20 protein-coding genes are annotated in these 20000 nt (G+C 34.1%); 3 read left to right on the top strand and 17 right to left on the bottom strand.

Translation table 11 applies throughout. From position 1 onward, the window contains the following. Positions 1–11 precede the first annotated feature (11 nt). The 6 genes from ychF to rsmG are packed head-to-tail and all read right to left on the bottom strand — an operon-like array spanning position 12 to position 4614. Positions 12–1112: a redox-regulated ATPase YchF gene (gene ychF, locus HMPREF0520_RS04580; RefSeq protein ID WP_006729744.1), complete on the bottom strand. Its 1101-nt coding sequence runs from the start codon at positions 1110–1112 to the stop codon at positions 12–14. Between the two features lie 12 nt (positions 1113–1124). Beyond that, positions 1125–1376 carry a DUF951 domain-containing protein gene (locus tag HMPREF0520_RS04575; RefSeq protein WP_006730260.1) on the bottom strand — a complete coding sequence of 84 codons (252 nt, stop codon included), beginning with the start codon at positions 1374–1376 and terminating at the stop codon, positions 1125–1127. A gap of 14 nt (positions 1377–1390) precedes the next feature. After that, on the bottom strand, positions 1391–2269 hold the full coding sequence (locus HMPREF0520_RS04570) for a ParB/RepB/Spo0J family partition protein (protein WP_006729742.1): 879 nt from the start codon (positions 2267–2269) through the stop codon (positions 1391–1393). Next, positions 2253–3026, bottom strand: a complete 774-nt coding sequence (locus tag HMPREF0520_RS04565) for a ParA family protein (protein ID WP_006729741.1) — start codon at positions 3024–3026, stop codon at positions 2253–2255. The genes HMPREF0520_RS04570 and HMPREF0520_RS04565 overlap by 17 nt, the downstream gene beginning before the upstream one ends. A gap of 2 nt (positions 3027–3028) precedes the next feature. Next, positions 3029–3874 carry a nucleoid occlusion protein gene (gene noc / locus HMPREF0520_RS04560; RefSeq protein ID WP_006729740.1) on the bottom strand — a complete coding sequence of 282 codons (846 nt, stop codon included), beginning with the start codon at positions 3872–3874 and terminating at the stop codon, positions 3029–3031. Between the two features lie 20 nt (positions 3875–3894). Continuing rightward, entirely contained in the window at positions 3895–4614 is a 720-nt protein-coding gene (rsmG, locus tag HMPREF0520_RS04555) for a 16S rRNA (guanine(527)-N(7))-methyltransferase RsmG (RefSeq protein ID WP_006729739.1), read from the bottom strand. A gap of 153 nt (positions 4615–4767) precedes the next feature. On the opposite strand from rsmG, the gene HMPREF0520_RS04550 reads away from it, so the two are divergent. Continuing rightward, entirely contained in the window at positions 4768–5307 is a 540-nt protein-coding gene (locus HMPREF0520_RS04550; protein ID WP_006729738.1) for a CvpA family protein, read from the top strand. A gap of 34 nt (positions 5308–5341) precedes the next feature. Here HMPREF0520_RS04550 and HMPREF0520_RS04545 read toward each other — a convergent pair whose 3' ends face one another. The 4 genes from HMPREF0520_RS04545 to HMPREF0520_RS04530 are packed head-to-tail and all read right to left on the bottom strand — an operon-like array spanning position 5342 to position 7490. Continuing rightward, the gene (locus tag HMPREF0520_RS04545; protein WP_006729737.1) at positions 5342–6127 is read right to left on the bottom strand and encodes a tyrosine-protein phosphatase; all 786 of its coding nucleotides are present in this window, start codon (positions 6125–6127) and stop codon (positions 5342–5344) included. 17 nt (positions 6128–6144) lie between these two features. After that, positions 6145–6705 (bottom strand): NADPH-dependent FMN reductase, encoded by a 561-nt coding sequence (locus HMPREF0520_RS04540; RefSeq protein ID WP_006729736.1) that lies wholly within the window; start codon positions 6703–6705, stop codon positions 6145–6147. Beyond that, positions 6699–7256 carry an NADPH-dependent FMN reductase gene (locus tag HMPREF0520_RS04535; protein ID WP_006729735.1) on the bottom strand — a complete coding sequence of 186 codons (558 nt, stop codon included), beginning with the start codon at positions 7254–7256 and terminating at the stop codon, positions 6699–6701. Before HMPREF0520_RS04535 ends, HMPREF0520_RS04540 begins: the two co-directional genes overlap by 7 nt. 12 nt (positions 7257–7268) lie before the next feature. Then, positions 7269–7490 (bottom strand): hypothetical protein, encoded by a 222-nt coding sequence (locus tag HMPREF0520_RS04530; protein WP_006729734.1) that lies wholly within the window; start codon positions 7488–7490, stop codon positions 7269–7271. Positions 7491–7587: 97 nt separating this feature from the next. On the opposite strand from HMPREF0520_RS04530, the gene HMPREF0520_RS04525 reads away from it, so the two are divergent. Together HMPREF0520_RS04525 and HMPREF0520_RS04520 are read left to right on the top strand one after the other, a co-directional pair. Beyond that, positions 7588–9000, top strand: a complete 1413-nt coding sequence (locus HMPREF0520_RS04525) for a C69 family dipeptidase (RefSeq protein ID WP_010222295.1) — start codon at positions 7588–7590, stop codon at positions 8998–9000. A gap of 23 nt (positions 9001–9023) precedes the next feature. Then, positions 9024–10403 carry a flavocytochrome c gene (locus HMPREF0520_RS04520; RefSeq protein WP_006729732.1) on the top strand — a complete coding sequence of 460 codons (1380 nt, stop codon included), beginning with the start codon at positions 9024–9026 and terminating at the stop codon, positions 10401–10403. Positions 10404–10481: 78 nt separating this feature from the next. On the opposite strand, the gene HMPREF0520_RS04515 is transcribed toward HMPREF0520_RS04520, so the two are convergent. The 7 genes from HMPREF0520_RS04515 to HMPREF0520_RS04485 form a co-directional block, all read right to left on the bottom strand. Next, entirely contained in the window at positions 10482–11339 is an 858-nt protein-coding gene (locus HMPREF0520_RS04515; protein WP_006731534.1) for a sugar ABC transporter permease, read from the bottom strand. Positions 11340–11356: 17 nt separating this feature from the next. After that, the gene (locus HMPREF0520_RS04510; protein ID WP_006729730.1) at positions 11357–12706 is read right to left on the bottom strand and encodes a carbohydrate ABC transporter permease; all 1350 of its coding nucleotides are present in this window, start codon (positions 12704–12706) and stop codon (positions 11357–11359) included. A gap of 62 nt (positions 12707–12768) precedes the next feature. Further along, positions 12769–13983, bottom strand: coding sequence for an extracellular solute-binding protein (locus HMPREF0520_RS04505; protein ID WP_006729729.1), 1215 nt, complete (start codon positions 13981–13983; stop codon positions 12769–12771). Between the two features lie 103 nt (positions 13984–14086). Continuing rightward, positions 14087–15190 (bottom strand): ABC transporter ATP-binding protein, encoded by a 1104-nt coding sequence (locus tag HMPREF0520_RS04500; RefSeq protein WP_006729728.1) that lies wholly within the window; start codon positions 15188–15190, stop codon positions 14087–14089. 19 nt (positions 15191–15209) lie between these two features. Next, positions 15210–15872, bottom strand: a complete 663-nt coding sequence (gene pgmB / locus HMPREF0520_RS04495; RefSeq protein WP_010222291.1) for a beta-phosphoglucomutase — start codon at positions 15870–15872, stop codon at positions 15210–15212. Further along, positions 15857–18130 (bottom strand): glycoside hydrolase family 65 protein, encoded by a 2274-nt coding sequence (locus HMPREF0520_RS04490; RefSeq protein WP_006729726.1) that lies wholly within the window; start codon positions 18128–18130, stop codon positions 15857–15859. Before HMPREF0520_RS04490 ends, pgmB begins: the two co-directional genes overlap by 16 nt. Positions 18131–18237: 107 nt before the next feature. Then, positions 18238–19986 (bottom strand): glycoside hydrolase family 13 protein, encoded by a 1749-nt coding sequence (locus HMPREF0520_RS04485; RefSeq protein ID WP_006729724.1) that lies wholly within the window; start codon positions 19984–19986, stop codon positions 18238–18240. Between the last annotated feature and the right edge of the window lie 14 nt (positions 19987–20000).

Here is a 20000-nt window from a genome sequence, read left to right as displayed (position 1 = left end):
GTTTTTCTCCTTTATACATTAAATCTAAATTCTATAATGTCTCCATCTTGAACTAAGTAATCTTTACCTTCAAGTCGTAATTTGCCAGCTTCTTTGACTTTTTGCATAGTTTCAAATTTATCTAAATCATCATAAGAAACTACCTCAGCACGGATAAAGCCTCGTTCAAAATCAGAATGGATAACTCCAGCAACTTGCGGAGCTTTCATACCATCACGAAAAGTCCAAGCTCTAGTTTCTGTGCCACCAGCAGTAAAAAATGTACGCAATCCCAAAATATGGTATGCCGCCTTAATTAAGCGATCCAGCCCAGATTCTTCGACACCTTCTGCTTCCAAAAACTCCTGTCTATCACTCTCATCCATAGATGCTATTTCCTCTTCAGTAGCAGCACTAATACCTAAAGCTTCTGCATTTTCTGATTCTGCATGCTTTTTAACTATTTGATATAAACTATCTGATTCTGGATCCGCCATGGATGATTCTGCAATATTTGCTACATAAATTACTGGTTTAGTCGTTAACAAAAATAACCCTTTAACAATTTGTTGCTCGTCATCATTAAATTCAATAGAACGTGCAGCATTTCCTTCCTCAAGTACAGGTTTTAATTTTTCTAAGACAGCCATTTCAGCTTTAGCTGCTTTATCTCCTTGTTGTGCAACTTTTTGAACTTTGGCAATACGACGATTAACAGCATCTAAATCGGCAATAGCTAATTCCAAGTTAATTGTATTAATATCTTCTTCAGGATCAACTTTACCAGTGACGGAAGTAATATTATCATCTTCAAATGCCCTAACTACATGTACTATTGCATCCGTTTGTCTAATATTTTCTAAGAATTTATTACCTAGACCTTCGCCTTTTGAAGCTCCTTTTACTAATCCAGCTATATCTGTAAATTCAAAAGTAGTGTGCACCACTTTTTTAGCTGGGATTAATTCCTGAATTCTAGCTAAACGTTTATCTGGAACTTCGACCATCCCCACATTTGGCTCAATAGTAGCAAATGGATAATTGGCCATTTCGGCACCCGCTTTAGTAATAGCATTAAACAAAGTTGATTTACCCACATTAGGTAATCCTACAATACCTGCAGTTAATGACATTTTTTTCTCCCCTTAGTTATTTATATTTGGAATAATAATTTTATCTTTTGGTACATAAAATTCAGATTTTAAATTAACTGGATCTTTGGCTGTACGCAAAACTTTTTTATGTTTTTTATTAAAATCAGCACGTGACATCATAATTAGATGACCACATCCGAGACATTTTATTCTGATATCTGCACCAATTCGCAAAACTTCCCATTGATTTTCACCACAAGCATGTGGTTTTTTCATTTGAACCACATCAGCTAACTGATACATTAAAATCACTCCCACTATTCTTTATCTAAATCAATACCTAATACATCTAAGATACGATTTAATTCTTCCGTTGATTTAAAGCTAATAGATAGATGACCATTTCCTCGATTGCTGGAACTAATGTTAACTTTTGTGCCAAATTTATCCGAAAGCTTATTTTCACTGGCAGCAATGAATTTCGACTTATTAGTAACTTTTCTAGATTTTTCTTGACTTTTAGTATTAATCTTATTAACTAGTAACTCTAATCTGCGAACTGTTGTGCCTTCATCAGCTACCTTTTTAGCCAAACTATCAATCTGACTTTTATCTTTTAAGCCTAAAAGTGTACGTGCTTGCCCCATTGATAACTTACCATATTGTAGTAGTCTTTTAGTTTTGGGAGGCAATGTTAACAAACGTAAATAGTTTGCAATATATGGTCGTGACTTACCTAAACGTTTAGAGACATCTTCTTGTGTTAATCCCAGATTTTTCTGAAGTGTTTCGTACGCTTGTGCTTCTTCTAGAGGCGTTAAATCTTCACGTTGCAAATTTTCCAAAATAGCAACTTCCATCATTTTTGCTTCATCAAAATCACGAACGATGCCTGGTATCGTTTCTTTACCAGCTATTTTAGAAGCACGGAACCGCCTCTCACCCGCAATTAATTCATATCCTTCAACAGATTTTCTCACAATAATTGGTTGAAAAACGCCATTTTCTTTTATTGATTCAGCTAGTTCTTGTAATCCCTTATCATCAAAATTTTTTCTAGGTTGGTAAGGATTAGGTCGAATATCGTCTAATTTTATGTCCCTAATCTCCTCACCGTCTTTTATTTTTGGGCCATCATCAAAAAGTGCTTCTAATCCTCTACCTAAGCTCTTAAAACCTTTAGATCTTTTTTCCATGAGATTTTAACACCTCCTTAGCCAATGAATCATAAACTTGAGCACCTCTAGATTTGGGTGCATATTCTGTAATTGGTTTTCCAAAACTTGGTGCTTCTGCTAATTTAGTAATCCTTGGAATAATAGTTTTATACACTTTTTTATTGAAATATTCTTTAACTTCTTTTACTACATCTGCACCTAAATTAGTCCGAGCATCCAACATCGTTAATAAAACGCCTTCGACACCAAGATTTTTGTTGAAATGCTTTTGAACTAATCTAATAGTATTAAGTAGCTGACTTAATCCCTCCATAGCATAATATTCACTTTGTACGGGAATCAAAATCGAATCCGAAGCAGTAAAAGCATTTATTGAGAGTTGTCCTAAAGAAGGTGGACAATCAATAAGAATAAAATCATATTGATCACTAATTTCATCTATTCCTTGTTTAAGTCTAGTTTCTCTAGCCATCAATGATGTTAATTCTATTTCAGCACCTGCTAATTGAATAGTTGCAGGTACTATGTCTAAATTTGGAGTTGAAGTATGATGTATTGTTTTGGACATGGATATTTCATCAATTAACACATTATAAACATCTTGATCAACAGATGACTTTTCTATACCCAGTCCAGAAGTGGCATTACCTTGAGGATCAGTATCAATAATTAATACTTTATAACCACGAATAGCAATACTAGCTCCCAAATTAATTGTCGTTGTAGTTTTACCAACGCCACCTTTTTGATTGGCTATTGAGATTACTTGTGCCATAACTACTCCCCTTTTAATATTTCAATTGTAATTTTATATGAATCTTTTGATTTATTTTCATGCTGTTTGACTATCATACCTGAATCTTTAACCATCTTTATAGCCTGCTTAATAGTATTAATTTGTACTGTAAAATCACTACCTGTTTTTACAGTAACTTTTCTTGAAGCTTTCGCCTTAGTTGCACCTTCTTGACCCATATTACTAAAATAACGATCAATATCTTGAGCCATATTCTCTGTTTCTTTAACAGTTAAATCTTTTTTTACTATCTCACTTACTGCCCTATCTTGATCAGATGCAGATAATGTAAGTAAAGCACGACCGTGACGTGGTGTGATTTTTTGAGCAACTAAAAAACTTTGTACCTTAGGAGTAAGCTTTAATAATCGGATCTTATTAGCAATATATGACTGTGTCCTACCAACCTGATGTGCCAATTGCTCCTGAGTAAGGTTATTAATTTTCATCAATTGTGCATATGCTTTTGCTTCATCAATCGGATTAAGATTTTCACGTTGTAAATTCTCAATCAAAGCTAAAGAAGCAACCTGTTCATCAGCCATTGAATTGACAATAGCTGGAATTGTAGCCCATTTAAGCAGCTTAACTGCACGATATCGACGTTCACCGGCAATAATTTCATATTTATCAGAATCTAATATGTGTCTGACAACAATTGGTTGTAATAATCCTTGTTCCTGAATAGTTTGGGCCAACTGTGCTATCGTTTCATCATTGAATGCTCTTCTAGGCTGATAACGATTAGGAACAATATTATCCAAATCAATATCTTTTATTTTTTTATTTTCCGGTAACTTATCTTTGTGACTAAAAAATAATGACATTATTAATTACCTCCGAAAAATTAAAGGGGTTTACGATTAGGTATACCAGCTTGTCTAGGATACTTATTAGACACTTTTTTGATTTTTTTAACAGCTACTAGTGTTCTATCATCCATACTATCTGGTAAAGTAAACTCACATGTTTTTTCTATCTTACCACCTAATATTGTTAAAGCATTTTGTGCTTCAAATAACTCATCTGATAGCTTAGGTCCCTTCAAAGCAACAAAATAGCCTCCAACCTTAACTAAAGGCAAACAATATTCACTTAAAACACTCATTCTTGCTACTGCTCTGGCTGTAACTACATCAAAGTTTTCCCGCAATTTGATATTTCTACCTGCATCTTCAGCACGACTATGAACTAAAGTAATATTATCTAAGCCTAATTGCTTAACTAATTTATCCAAAAAAGTAAGACGCTTGCCTAAAGAATCAATAATGGTTAATTTTATATCAGGATATATTATTTTGATAGGTACAGAAGGAAAGCCAGCACCAGCACCAACATCACATAAAGATTCAGCATTGGATATCATTTCTCTGAATTTGATAATTGGTGTCAAACTATCATAAAAATGTTTCAAATACACCTCGTCTTCTTCAGTAATTCGTGTAAGATTTGTTTTTTCATTAGCAACAATTAATTGATGATAATATGTCCTAAACTGTTCTTGTTGCCTAGCACTAAGCTCTATACCTTGCTTTAATAGTAATTCTTTAAATATGTCTGAATTCATTTTTCACCCCAACGAAACTACTGTTACACAACTTATAATTTACCGCAATTTAGGCTTTAGGGCAACATAATACATACCATTTTACCTATGAAACTTTTTGCATAAATCATTAAAATATGTTCTAATATCACTAAAGGAGGTTGATACAAGCTTATGATTATATTATTACTAGTATTAGCATATTTAATCTATCAAACCAAGAAAGGATTTCAGATTGGCTTCGCACAACGCATTATTAACTTGGTTTTTTCTGCCATCATTTTTTCTATAGCAGTCATATTTCAAAATCCACTAGGAGATTGGCTTTTTATGGAGTTTTCCAATAAAACACCCAATCTTAACTCAACGAATAATAGTTCTGATTTAATCTTATATCATTTCATCGGATTCTTCATTATCTTATTCATTGGTAAAATAATCAAAAGATTTATCAAAAAACGACTCCCAAAGAGAGAACATAGTAAACATCATTTGATAGGATTACTAGATAGTATATTAGGAGCTTGTATTTCATTTTTTGCGGCATATTTCTTTGTATATATCATACTATCTATGTTTGAATTTTTCGAAAATCCATGGTTTATCCAGCAAACAATCGATGCACCATTCCTCAGATTTATTATTTATAGTACGCCTTTGATATCAAATGGTATGTTCAAGAGCATCTTTGGTATCAGTCAAACCTTAAGCTAAAAAAAAGATTCTTCAAAATTAATTGAAGAATCTTTTATTTTACTTCTAAATATAAATTGCGAAATTCTTGAATAAATTCTTGATCTAATCCTAATTGATTATGAATAAAATTGTCTATTCCGTCATATTCTTGTTTAATGGTTAATAAAGCCGTATCTAAATATTCATTGGCTACACCGGCTAGTGATCTAATATTAGAACGTAAAATATCATTACCACCCTCAGCTATAATTTTTTTATCCATAGCAGCCTGATAGTCTCTCAACGTAAAATTAGAATATAAATAATCCTGTCTAATTGTCTCCCAGTTAACACCTAACAAATATAGAATAAAAACAGTAGTTAATCCTGTTCGATCTTTTCCTTCAGAGCAATGAAAAATAGTCGCACCATCTTTTTGGGAGGCCAAAGTCTCTAATATCTTTTTAAACGCATTTTGCGAAAAAGGTTCCGTGATGCTACGACGATATTGGTAGCACATAGACTTAAATCCTGCATATTGAATCTTATCATAAGTCTGTCTCATAGCTATTAATTTTGTATCTAATTTTGCATCCCTATGGACTGGAATATGTACATCCTCTACACCTTCAATTGGAGTATCAGGGTTGACATTATATTCAGACGGCGTACGTAAATCAATCACCGTCTTCACTCCATAATTAATTAAAAACTTTTTATCATCATTAGATAAATCAATTATCTTTCCTGTTCGCAATAAACGTTTTTTTAGAATTTTTCGACCATCTGCACCTAGATAGCCTCCTAAATCACGAGCATTAGGAATTTTAATATGATCTAAAACAATTGGTTCTTGCATATATGCCTCCTCATTTTTTATTTATTCCATTGATTAATAAATTGATAAAAATTATCCATAGCAACATCAAGTTGTTTAATAATTGTTTTATTAATTAGATCATGACTTTGTTTGTCAAAATTTGTGGCTGCATAACCAATCAAAATCTCATTGGCTGGTAAAACTAAAGCTCCTTCATCAGATGATAATAAAATCTCACGCATATCTTCTTGAGCCCGAGATGCACCTTGTACACCATATGATGTACCTACTACCATTGTCGGTTTAAGTCGCATAACATCATTACCACTACCTAATGAATGCTTTCCTGTCCATTCCATAGCACTCTTTAAAGCGGCTGGAATTGCGTGATCGTACTCTGGTGTAGCAATAATTACACCATCAGCTAGACGTAATTTTTTTCTGAAATTTTGTACAGCTTCATTAGGATAATCATCTTTGGAAAATAGTGGCAAGTCATTAATTTCACAAACTTCAATGTTAAACTTATCCCCATAACGTTTAGCAATATATTGACATAAAAAACGGTTAAAGGAAAATTCTGCATTAGTTCCTACTATAGCTATTAATTTTAACATTGATTATCTAATTTCCTTCCATTAATTGTTTGATAAAAATCCATAAACTGATGCCAAAACTTATCTAAAAATTCAACTGTAGCTGAATCTAGATTCCCATCTTCATCAAATTTTTCTGAAGCATTACCTAGCATAAATTCATTACCATTGTAAACAATAGCTCCAACGCCAGGGGAGGCTAAAACATTCTTCAATCGAACTTGTGCTCTAGCAGAACCTGTATGTTGACTAGAAACTCCAATTACCATTACTGGCTTATTCAAAAATGGATGTTCTACTGATGATAACCATTCAATAACACTTTTTAAAGCAGATGATACAGAATGCTGATTTTCTGATGTAGCAATAATCACCATATCAGAATCAAGAATTTGGTTAGCTAAATTTTTAACACTATCAGGTTCAGCTAAACCCTCACAGAACAAAGGAATATTTTTAATTTCAGCTAATTTTATCTCATAATTATCTATATAATGTTTTTGAATAAATTTTAACAATTCTCGATTATAAGAAAACTTAGCATTACTACCGACTAAAGCAACTATTTTCATTAACTTAGTTCCTTAATCTTCATTATTCTGTGACAAAAATTCACTATACTGATCATCTATAATATCATGTAATACTTCTTTGCTAACACCTTGATGAGCCGCAAAGGACAAAAAACTAGACGATAAGATATAACCTATCTCCATTTCATCAGTCAAATCTGGTGAGAAATTCATATCGATAGTATGCTCTTCAGTATTAAATTTTAAAACTATTGTTTTTTTATTATCTTCCATAATTGTACCTTCTACTTTTTAATTTTATGATTGTTGCCATAATGCCTTTATACTACAATTATATATGATATTACAAAAACATGGAAAAGGGAAAATTATGATAAAAAAAGTGGGACGTTCAGCATGTACATCAATTTTAATTGGTAAAAAAGCAACAATAGATCAAAGTATTATTATTGGTCGCAATGAAGACTGCAAGACTGCTTGGCCAAAACATTTAGCATTTAACCAACATCAAGTTAAAATCAATAATATTTTTAAATCAAAGGCTAATAAATTTACAATTGATTTGCCTAGCGAAATTTTTTCATATTCATCTACTCCTGAATGGACAGATCAATATGGTCTCTTTGAAGAAGATGGATTTAATGAATATCATGTAGCAATGAGTGCAACAGAAAGTGCCTATGCCAATGAACGTGTACTAGCTTGTGATCCTTTTAATGAAGAAACAGGTATTCTGGAAGAAGCTATGATTACTGTTGTTCTTCCATATATTAAAACAGCACGTGATGGTATTAAACGATTAGGTAACATAGTAGAAACTCATGGTGCAGCAGAAGCCAATGGTATTTTATTTGCTGACAAAAATGAAGCATGGTATATGGAAATTGGTTCTGGTCACCACTGGGTAGCTCAAAGAATACCTGATGATTCGTATGCTGTCGTAGCTAATCAATTATCTATCCAAATCATTGACTTTAATGATTCAGATAATTTTATGTATTCCAACAATATCAACCAATTTGTTATTGATCATAATTTATGGCCACAAGATAAACCCTTTGACTTTAGGCGTATCTTTGGAACGCATGATGATTCTGATTTAACCTACAATACCCCACGTGTTTGGATAGGTCAGAAAATTTTAACACCATCGGTAAGCAACCAGCCTCAAAGTTTTGAATTGCCTTTTATTCAAAAACCTGATCATCCTATTTCTATTGAAGATGCCCAAAGAGTCTTAAGTGATCATTATAACGGCACACCGTATGACTTAACGAAGGCAAAGAATGTCAATAATTCCACTTTTAGACCTATTAGTATAGCAACTACACAAGAATCTCATTTATTACAATTAAAAGATCAGAATATGACACAATGGCTTGCTTTAGGTATTGCATCACAAAGTGTATATATTCCTTTTTATCCTCAAGGTACTATTGTTCCCAACTTATTTAAATATGGCAAAAAAGAATACTCTGCCAACTCAGCATATTGGGTATTTAAATTAGCTGGAACTCTTGTAGACAGAAATTGGGCTAAATATTCACCATATTTGATTAATACACAAAAAGAAGTTCGCTATACTCTGAAAAAAATTAGATATCAATATGATCAAAAGTTGGTTAACGAAACTCAACAAAATAAAGTTATAGATATAGTTAATCAGGCTAATAAAGAAATGGCCCAAGTAGCAATTAAAGCTTTTAAAAAATTGATTTCGCAACTAATTACCTTACAAACAGCTGACTCTCCTTTAAGTTTCAAAATTGATCCTAATTTATAATATTTATTAGATAAGGAGACAAAATGTCTAATTTCGTTTTTAAAACTAATTCTATAAATAATCTTGAGTCATATTATGATGCTATCGTAATTGGATCAGGAGGTGCAGGACTTAGTGCTGCTATTCAAGCTCATGAACTTGGATTAAAAGTTGCAATACTCGAGAAAAACAATAAACTGGGAGGAAATACTGCCAGAGCATCCTCGGGAATGAATGCTGCTGAAACTAATATTCAATATCAGCAAGGAATTATTGACAGCATGACCAAGTTTTATCAAGAAACATTACAAGGTGGCGGTCAACTTAATGATCCAGATATGCTACATTTTTTTGTAGAACATGCTCCCCTAGCTATTGCATGGTTAAAAGACCACAATATTCTATTAAATGAACTCACCATAACTGGTGGTATGACGATTAAACGTACACATCGGCCTGCTTCTAAAGAACCCATTGGCAATTTTTTAATTACCAATCTTCTAAAAGAAATTACAAAGCAACATATAAGTGTCTTTAACAACGCCAAAGTCGTTGAGTTAATACACAAGGACCAAGATTTTGCTATTAAATTGGAAAATGGACAGCTTATTTCGGCTAAAGTCGTTATCTTAGCAACTGGTGGCTTTGGTGCATCAAAAGAAATAATCAAAAAATATCGACCAGATTTATTATCATATAAAACAACAAATCAAGATGGGACTACCGGTGATGGCCTCAAATTAGCTACTAAAATAGGTGCTCAACTTATCCAGATGAACTTTATACAGGTTCATCCAACTGCTCAAACAGATAATAAACACACATATTTGATAGGTGAAGCAGTACGTGGCGAAGGAGCTATTTTAATTAATCAAGCAGCCGCTAGGTTTGTAAATGAACTCGATACCAGAAAAATCGTAGCAAATGCCATCACAAATTTACATGAAGACGGAGCTTGGCTAATCTTAGATCAGGAAATTCGTAATCATGTCAAAGCACTTGAATTTTATGATGCAGTAGGTTTAGTCAAAACAGGACAAACAATATCTGAATTAGCCAATGCTATCTCTATTAGTCCTCAAGCATTAATAAAGACCATCCAGCGTTGGAATCAAGCTATCGCCCAAAATAATGATGTCGATTATCATCGAACGACAGGGTTGGAACGTCCTATTGCTACTGCACCCTACTTTGCTATTCACGTCCATCCTGCTATTCATTATACTATGGGCGGAATTCATATTGACCAACATGCTAGAGTACTAGATATATCTGGTAATATTATTAAGGGCTTTTATGCTGCAGGAGAAGTAACAGGTGGCTTACATGGAAATAATCGAATAGGCGGTAACTCAATTACTGAAACTATCGTTTTTGGAAGAGAAGCAGCGATCCAAGCCGCAAAATATATTCTTAGTAAATAATTTTTTTAATTTAAAATACCAAAAAAGCCTCTTGCTTTTAAAGCAAGAGGCTTTTCACGCATAAAACAAATTAAATCATTAACCTTTATCTGATCCAGCAGTAATTCCACTAACATAGAATTTTTGCATAATCATAAATAAGATCGTAATAGGAATAGCAATTATTACACATCCAGCAATAAACTGGGCAAAGTTAGAAGTGGATGCACCTTTAGATGATGTAAGCATATTATACAATCCATACGCAATCGTGTAATTCTTGGAATTACCTGAAGTTGATAAGATAATTCCTGAGAAAATAAAGTCAACCCACGGTGCCATAAATGTAGTTAATGCTGTATAAACAATCATAGGCTTAGAAAGTGGCAATCCAATGTGAATAAACACTTGCCAAGCGGTAGCACCATCAATTTCAGCGGCCTCATCAATAGCACGCGGCATTGTATCGAAGAATCCTTTGGCGATGTAGAATCCCAATCCTGATCCTCCAACATAAACAAGCAACAAACCTACTAAATTCAACATGTTTAATGCTTTCAAAATATAGTACAATGCGATCATTGACATAAAGCCAGGGAACATTCCTAATACTAATGCAATTTGCAAGAATGGCTTTCTGAATCCAAAACGTAATCTTGACAAAACATATGCTACCGAAATGGTAATAAATGTAGACAAGATGGCAGAGGCAATGGCTACCAATAACGTATTAATAATCCAGTTAACTATAGGATATTGATTATTAGTAAAGATACCAATGTAGTTATCCAATGTGAATTTTTCAGGCCAGAACTCTGATACAAATCCTGTATTGTTGAATGAAAAACTGGCTAAAATAATCCAAACGATTGGTAAAATCCAAAGAATAGCTAAAAATCCTAAGAGCAAGTAACGCAAAGCTAATGATAATCTTCTTTGTGCAGAATATGATTTCATTTTTTTAGACATTATCTTTAGCCCTCCTTAAATGCATTAGTGTGACGATATGCAATCAATGATACTGTAGCACTAATAATAAAGATCAAAATACCTAAAACGGCTGAAGCGTTATACCTTTGTTGCTGACCGAAAACTAACTTGTAAAGCCAAGTTACCAATAAGTCAGTCGACCCAGCACCATTATAGTTGTTATTAAATGGTTTACCACCAGTCAATAAGAAAATAACATTGAAGTTGTTAATATTACCTATAAACTGTTGAATTAAAGCTGGAGACATAACAAACAAAATTTGAGGGAACGTAATGTATCTGAAAATTTGTACAGCTGAAGCACCATCAATCTTAGCTGCTTCAATTTGATCTTGTGGCAAGTTTTGAATAATAGCAGTAGATGTTAGCATAGATACTGGCACACCTATCCACATATTGACAACAATAACAGTTATTCTAGCTACCAATGGCGATGCTTGATCGTCGATAAAGTGAATAGCATGAATACCTACCATTTTCAGCAAGGAATTCAACGGACCTTGTAAGTCCAAGAATTGTGCCATCATCAATAACGAAACGAACTGTGGTACCGCAAATGTTATAACGAATATTGTACGCCAAAAGTTCTTATGCTTGATTCCCTTCGACTCTATTAACAAAGCTAATAACACACCGAAGAAGAATGTAGTAACAGTAGCAGCAACAGCCCATATCAATGTCCATCCTAAAACTGGGAAGAACGTTCCAGCCAAATCACCACTAAGAACACTACCAAATGCACTAAATGCCGTCCATGAAAATCCTATAGAATGATGCGAATCATAATTAGTAAATGCCATGGAAATCATGAAGATAGTCGGCAAAACTGTAAACAATAAAATACCTAAAATTGGAAGAAACATCAAAGTCGAATGTAATCTAGTATTTAACAAAGATGCCAATTCTTCCATATTAGTCGGAATATGCTTGTGATCCCGATCTAATACGTACAAATTACGATTAGACTTTAAATTTACATAATATAAATAAATAAATCCAATAGTAAGTAAGATAGCAAGGATACCAAATAAAAGTATCAAAACTGAATTATCTGGCTGCTTGGTGAGATAAATTCCTTGTGCCTTATCAAAAACGACTTGCTTTTTCTTTATTTTTCCCAAGTTACTTAGCATACTTAATGCACTAATACCACTTAATACTAGCCATACAAAGTACACGATCTCAGTAACTAAGAATGAAAGCCCTTTAACCCATTGTTTGTGTTTTAGAGCATTTACACCCATTAAGAAAAATGACAATTTCGTAGCTATATCACCCTTAGCAAATGTCTCACCAAACGTTGCCTCAGGAGCTACATGCTTTTTCTTAAACATATTATCAACCTTTGCTTATGCGTTTTGTTAAATTAATAACAAATAATACTTATCAACTTAAATTAATTTTTCTTTGAAATTTTTGCTGCAAATTTATCAAGTTGTGCTTTGAATTGGTCAGCTTTAATCTTACCATCGTATGCACCACTGATAAGAGGACTAGCACCATCCCAGAAGATTGCCATTTGTGATAACTTAGGCATTAATACTGATTGTTTCTTAGCCATTGCAATAACAGCTTTAGCAACGTCATCATTCTTAATTTCATCACTTGCTTGAGCAGCTTTATTTACAGGAATTTGGCCTGCTTCTTTGTGTGCTACTAATTGTGCAGCTTTATTAGTAATGAAGGCAGCTAACAATGTTGCGTTCTTTGCGTTTGAAGTATGTGAGTTAACAGCAAATCCTTCAATACCTAAAAATGCTTGCATTGGAGCGTCTTTACCAGCAACATTAATCTTTGGATATACTGTTACTGCAAAGTTCTTACCTAAAATCTTCTTAATGTTTGCTGCGTTCCAAGGACCATCTAAGATAGCTTGTGCTTTATCTTTCTTCAATTGGTTCAATCCGTTAGAAGTTTGCATTACACCCTTGTTACCTTTTTGTTCTGCAAACCATTTCAATGCTGCAACACCATTTTCAGATGCAACTGTACTTCCCTTAGGATCTTCACCATTAGCACCGAATAACTTGTTACCTGCAGTAAAGAATACTGGGAACATAGTATATGCATTAGTAAAGTCTGTAGCAACTACACCTTTAGAAGTTAAAGTCTTCCAGTCTTTAACATCAGATGCGGATAATTTAGACTTGTTGTAGTAAAGTGTTTGTGCTTGTTCTGCAAATGGATATGCGTAAACCTTACCCTTCCATTCAACACCTTTGTAAGCTTCTGGAACATTGTCAGCTTTAATTTGCTTTACTGCATCTGGAGAAAGTGGGTTAATATAACCTGATTCTGCCATTTGGCCTAATTGGTCGTTTGGAACTTCAAAAACATCAGCTGCTTTTGCAGGGTCTTTACCAACATCAGTCTTAGCTTGTGCTGATCCATTAGGGCTTTGAGTAACTCTAACTTTAATTTTTGGATACTTCTTATTAAATTCTTTAACAATCTTCTTGTAGTAACCAACTTGTTGAGTATCTACCCACAAAGTTAAAGGTTTACTACTCTCAGCTGACTTATCAGCATCTTTTTTACTACCACATGCAGCCAATGAAACAGCTGCTAAAGCAACAACACTACTTACACCTAATTTTTTCAACAAACTCATAATATATTTCCTCCTAGTTTTCAACTAGACAAAGAATAGATAGATATTTTTTTTGCAACGACGTTCTTCTACATCGTTGCAAGTATTAGCATAAAAACAACGATTAACGAATAGCTTTTTGAGTATCTTTATCAAAGAAATGTGCTTTATTTACATCAAAGCCCATCTTAACTTTATCACCAGGTTTATGATAATCACGTGCATTAACATTAGCAACGAACTCCGTACCATTAACCTTTTGGTAAAGTTGGATAGTAGCACCCAAAAGCTCTGAAACAACAACTTCTGAATCAATCACAGCGTGAGGCCAAGTTTCAAGGAAAGCTTCCTCTGAGTGAATATCTTCTGGACGAATACCAAATACAAGATCTTTATCAGCATAGCCTTTAGATTCCAACATGCTTGCCTTACCAGCAGGAACTTCAATATTAAGTCCCTTTCCGTCTGAAATATATCCATCCTTATAATGGACATTAAAGAAGTTCATTTGAGGTGAACCAATAAATCCAGCAACGAACATATTCACTGGTTTATTATACACTTCTAATGGAGTTCCTATTTGCTGAACTTCACCTACTGACATAACAACAACTCTATCTGCTAAAGTCATGGCTTCTGTTTGGTCGTGAGTAACATAAATAGTAGTTGTACCTAATCTTTGATGTAACTTAGCAATTTCAGCACGCATAGTAACACGCAACTTAGCATCCAAGTTGGATAAAGGCTCATCCATCAAGAAGATAGGTGCATCACGCACAATAGCACGTCCTAGAGCTACACGCTGTCTTTGACCACCAGACAATTCAGATGGACGCTTTGTTAGATAGTCTTCCAAGCCCAAAATCTTAGCAGCATGTTTCACACGCTTATCAATTTCTTCCTTGGCATAGTGCTTTAATTTTAAACTAAATGACATATTATCATAAATTGTCATATGTGGATACAAAGCATAGTTTTGGAAAACCATAGCAATGTTTCGATCCTTAGGAGCAGTATCATTCATCACTTGGTGATCAATTTCAAATGTTCCTTCTGATATATCTTCAAGCCCAGCAATCATTCTCAACGTAGTTGATTTACCACAACCTGAAGGGCCAACGAATACAATAAATTCCTTATCCTTAATATGCAAGTCGAAGTCATTAACAGAATATCTGTCATTGCCTTCATACTTCTTGTAGATATGGTTTAAATCAACTTCAACCATTTGCCCTTACCTGCTTTCTCTATTTTTGATCAAATGCGGCTTCGATCTCCTCTAACCGCAATTTACCAGTATCAGAAACTATGTAATCTGCAGCCGCCATGACCTTTTTATCACCTATACCAACGGCAAATTGACCTGCCGCTTTAATAGATGCAACACCTGCTGCAGCATCTTCAAAACTAATAACCTCGTCAGATTCTAATCCCAAAAGTTCCTGTGCCTTTTGGTATATTTCAGGATCTGGCTTACCTTTGTGCAATGTACTTGGATCTACAATTGCATCAAACTTATCCATAATATTTAATTGATTTAAAATTGTTGGAGCATTTTTTGAAGCAGAAGCAATTGCCAATTTCAAACCTTGTTTTTTAGCATCTGTCAACAACTGCTCAATTCCTGGCAAGATATCACTAGCTGTCATAGCTTTTATAGATTCAACATATAAACTATTTTTTTCAGCAGCAAATTCTTCCTTTTGGGCTGCTGTATATTTATCTTCTTGATGTCCAAACTTAAGAATAAGATTAAGTGAATCCATTCGTGACAAACCCCTTAAGCCATCACCCGCCTTAGCATCTAAATGGATACCTAACTTTTCTGCTAATTGACTCCAGGCTGCTAAATGATACCTAGCTGAATCTGTCAACACACCATCTAAATCAAAAATTAAGCCTTTAAGCATTGGGTTTCGCCTTCCTTAAGTTGTACTTTATCACCTTTTACAATAATTTCAAGATCTGCACCTTTAAGAAGTGATACCTTAATTTCTTTATGATCAGCATAAACTTCGATCAATCTGCCACGATAATTTAATTTGAAACTATAATGATTCCATTTATCAGGAACAAATGGATTGAACTTCAAATGATCTGCATCATAACGCATGCCTGCAAAGCCTTGAACAATAGCTAACCAAGAACCACTCATTGAAGTGATGTGCAATCCATCAACTGTATCATTGTTGTAGTTGTCCAAATCTAATCGAGCAGTTCTTTCATATAATTCAACAGCTTTTTCTTTCTTACCCAATTCAGCTGCCAAAATGGAGTGAATACATGGTGATAATGAACTCTCATGCACAGTCATTGGCTCGTAGAAATCAAAGTTCTTCTCTTTTTGTTCCATTGTATAATGGTCATTCAAGAAGTAAATACCTTGTAATACATCAGCTTGCTTTATGAATGGTGATCTCAAAATCTTGTCCCATGACCAGTTTTGGTTAATTGGACGCTGATCTTCAATTTCACTAACTGGTCTCAAATCTTTATCAAGGAAAGTATCGTGTTGAACAAAAATACCTAATTCCTTATCTTCAGGAAGGTACATATTATCAACAATATCTTGCCACTTAGCTTTTTCTTCATCAGTAACAGCTACACGCTTTTGTGCTTCGGCAGTTGCCTTAGGAAGTCTTTCCAAAGTATAACCAATCAACCATCTAGCCATAGTATTGGTGAACCAGTTATTATTAACATTGTTTTCGTACTCGTTAGGTCCAGTTACACCATGGATCATGTATTTACCCTTACGTTTAGAGAAGTGAACACGATCTGCCCAAAATCTTGCAGTACCTACTAATACATCCATACCTTCGTCTTTGACATAACTATCATCACCTGTGTAATTAGTATATTGATAAATAGCAAAAGGTATATCCGCATTACGGTGAATTTCTTCAAAGGTAATTTCCCACTCATTATGACATTCAATACCGTTAAATGTCACCATTGGGAATAAAGCACCCTTCAAGCCTTGTTGTTTAGCATTATGATATGCTCCTGGCAATTGCTCATGACGATACTCTAGCAATGCCTTAGTAACTTCTGGCTTAGTAACAGCCAAATACATTGGGACGATATATGCTTCAGTATCCCAATAAGTTGCACCACCATATTTCTCACCAGTGAACCCTTTTGGTCCAACGTTAAGACGACGATCTTCGCCATAGTATGTCATAAACAATTGAAGAATATTAAAGCGAATACCTTGTTGTGCAGCTTCATCACCTGCAATAACAATATCACTTTGTTCCCAGCGTTTTTCCCAAATAGCAGTATGATCAGCTAAGTTATCAACAAAACTTTCAGATTGAACAGCATCTAACAAGTCTGTAGCTTTTTTAGCTTGCTCAGCTGGTTCAACATCACGACTAGTTACAACAACAACATCTTTTTCTAATTCGTAGGTGTCGTTTTCATTTAATTCAACTTCAACTGTTTCGGAAAGCACACCAGTAGTTGTAGTAACTTTGCCTTCGATTTTTTCACCATTTGCTTTTAAGCCTTGTTTTAACAAAACTGTAAATTGAGGAACACCTTCATATGGATTTGGCTTAGTAATAACTTGAACTGTTCTACCTTCACCATCTTCACCCAAAGGTTGCCAAAAATGTTCATCATAGTTACTATCTTCATTAACTACGTTACTATCGATCTTGGCATTAAATTTAATTTTTGCACTACCTTCTAAAACAGTAGCCTTGATATCAATTAATGCAGCTTCTTTGATTTTATTACTCAAGAAACGATTAAATTCAAACTTAACTTTAACGTCTTTGCCTTCATAAACATAGCTTCTAGTTAATAAACCTTGATGCATGTCTAATGATAAATAGAAATCTGAAAACTTAGACTTAGCTAAATCAACTCTTTCACCATTAACTGTAATTTCAACATTAATAAAGCTAGGTGCATTAAGTGATTTACCAAAATACTCAGGGTAGCCATTCTTCCACCAGCCAACCCTAGTTTTGTCAGGGAACCAAACACCTGCAAGATAAGTTCCTTGCAACCCATCTGCAGAATATCCTTCTTCAAAGTTACCACGTATACCCATATAGTCATTACCAATGGCAGTCATGGATTCTTGAAGACGTTTGTCTTCAGGATTAAATATATGTGATGTTACCTTCCAAGGATCTACTTCAAAAATACGTTTCATTAATTTGTCTTCTCCTCCAGCTATTAACTGGCTTAATCTCTATAAGTCTATTATTATGTTTTTGAAAACGCTTTACAATACCATCTTTGATGTTACCGTTATCAAAATTAATTATACCCAATAACAAAGCCATGAGGCTCTAATATATCATTAGCAAAATTCTGGCTAAGAACCGCTTTCATCTTACAACTTACTGGTTTATCAGTTGTATTAAAGTATCCTAAAATTGACTGTCCTGATTCTGTACGCTTAATTCTAATTAAACCATCCTCAGTAACTCTCATTCTAGTGTTACCTTTTCCTAAAATGCGGGCATTTTGGAGCCTAAATTTAACAAGTCCTGCTATTTTTTGCCAAAATTCATCGCCCTTATGGCTCCAATCCATCGGTTTACGACAGTCTGGATCTGGTCCACCAGTCATACCCATTTCTGTTCCATAATAAATACATGGGCTACCAGTTTGCATAAAAGTAAAGGCAATCGTTTGATAGACAAGCTTTTTATCTCCATTAGCCATCGTTAATATACGTGGTGTATCATGCGAATCCAAAGTATTTAACATAACTTGGTTTGTTTGGGCACGATATAACATTAATTGATCACTAAGCAATTCAACCATTTGATGTGATGTCTTGGTGCCTAATAAAAAGTGATCTTCAATTTGTTGAGTAAAAGGATAATTCATTGTTGAGGAAAATTGATCACCATCAAGCCAAGATTGTGCTGAATGCCAAATCTCACCAACAATATAAAAGTCCTTCTTCAAACTATCAACCTTAGATCTAAATAACCTCCAAAAGTTATGATCAACTTCAGGTGCTACATCCAAACGCCAAGCGTCAATATCAAATTGTTTAATCCAATAACTTGCAATATCTAGAAGATAATTTTGAACCTCAACATTAGCCGTATTCCATTTAGGCATATGTGGTTCCCAAGCAAAAGTATCATAAGGTGGTTCACCTTGTCCTTTAGTAGGATCATGATATGGTTCAACTGGGAAATAATTAATGTGGAACCAATCGGCATATTTTGATTTAGAACCATTTTTAATCACATCATGCCATTGTGGTGAATTAACCCCTATATGATTAAATACTGCATCGAGCATCACCTTCATGCCACGCTTATGAGCCTCTTGGACCAATTGCCTAAACAATCCCTTATCACCAAAATCTGGATCGACTTCTTTGTAATCGATCGTATCATATTTATGATTAGAACTTGCTTTAAAAATTGGACAGAAATATAGTCCATTAACACCCAATTCACGCAAATCATCTAAATGATTAATTACACCTTGTAAATCACCACCATAAAAATCTTCGCGTCCAGGATGAGTTTGTGGATCCCAATCTTTTACATTTGGACGATCATTAGATTTATTACCGTTAGAAAAACGTTCTGGGAAAATTTGATACCAAACAGTACCTTTAACCCATTCTGGTGTTTTAACCATATCTATTTCATGAAAGTATGGCAAACGATAATAATTCTGAGTTTTATTCAATCCTTCTTTACATGCGGTTCTAAACCCTCTATCAGTTAAGAAGATTTTTCTACCAGATGTATCCTGAATCTCAAATAAATATTGAATTCGATGATATTTGGCGGTTAAAGTTACCCCCCAGTGATCATGAACTTGTCCCTTACTAATTAAGTGCATCTTTTTAATATGATAATGAAAAATATATTTACCTTCTTTATCAGGCATGAACATATATGGATCATTATAAAATACTGTAACTTTAGCAATATCATTTTTAGCAGTATGCAACCTAATACGTAAATGATCTTTATCATACAAAAAGGCATCTTCACTATCAGGACGATGACTTATAGCTGATAATTGCATTATAATATTCCATC

The sequence above is a fragment of the Lactobacillus iners DSM 13335 genome, from assembly GCF_000160875.1.
Lineage (GTDB): Bacteria > Bacillota > Bacilli > Lactobacillales > Lactobacillaceae > Lactobacillus > Lactobacillus iners.
The sequence above is the reverse complement of the archived record's forward strand: the minus strand, read 5'-3'. Positions and strand labels throughout refer to the sequence as shown.